This window comes from Williamsia soli (assembly GCF_017377795.1).
Classification (GTDB): Bacteria; Actinomycetota; Actinomycetes; order Mycobacteriales; family Mycobacteriaceae; genus Williamsia; species Williamsia soli.
Window position 1 is genome coordinate 1 of sequence record NZ_JAFRDR010000025.1, and the last position, 788, is coordinate 788.

The 788-nt window shown below is 64.3% G+C and carries 1 protein-coding gene; it reads right to left on the bottom strand.

The features are described from left to right. A partial coding sequence (gene fgd / locus J3S28_RS28155) for a glucose-6-phosphate dehydrogenase (coenzyme-F420) (protein ID WP_207844625.1) occupies window positions 1-788 on the bottom strand: 788 nt, incomplete at both ends.

Genomic DNA, 788 nt, shown 5'->3' on the forward strand with positions numbered 1-788 from the left:
AGCTTGCGCAGGCGGGGCTCGAGGTCTTTCTGGAAGTTGGTCAGGAACCGTTGCTGATCGTGACCGGGTGCGTGGAAGACCAGGTGGTTCAGGCCCGCGTCGGTGTAGGCCTTGACCTTCTCGACGGCCTCGTCGGGATCGGAGGCGACGATCCAGCGTTTGGCGACCTGCTCGATCGGCAGCTCGTCGGCGAGACGTTCCATCTCCGTCGAGGAGTTCACGCTGTGCTTTTGCTCCGGCGTCAGCGACAGCGGCGCCCAGAACCGGCAGTTCTCCAACGCCAGCTCGGGGTCGGGATCGTAGGAGATCTTGATCTCGATCATCCGGTCGATCTCCTCGAAGTTCCGCTCGGCCTTGTCCGCGCCTTCCTTGACCGACGGGATCAGCTTCTCGGTGTAGAGCTCCATACCCTTGCCCGAGGTACAGATGAAACCGTCACCCGACCGGCCTGCGTAGCGGGCCACGACCGGGCCACCGGCAGCGATGTACACCGGCACCGGCTGCTCGGGGATGTCGTACATGTACGCGCCCTGGGTCTTGTAGTACTCACCGTCGAAGTTGACCTCGTCGCCGGTCCACAGCTCGCGCATCAACCGGACCGCCTCCCGCAACCGCGCGAAGCGTTCTTTGAACTCGGGCCACTCGCCCTGAAATCCGGTCGCGTACTCGTTGAGCGCTTCGCCGGTGCCGACACCGAGCATGATCCGGCCCGGGTACATGCAGGCCATCGACGCGAACGCCTGCGCGATCACCGCAGGGTTGTAGCGGAAGGTCGGGGTCATCACCGA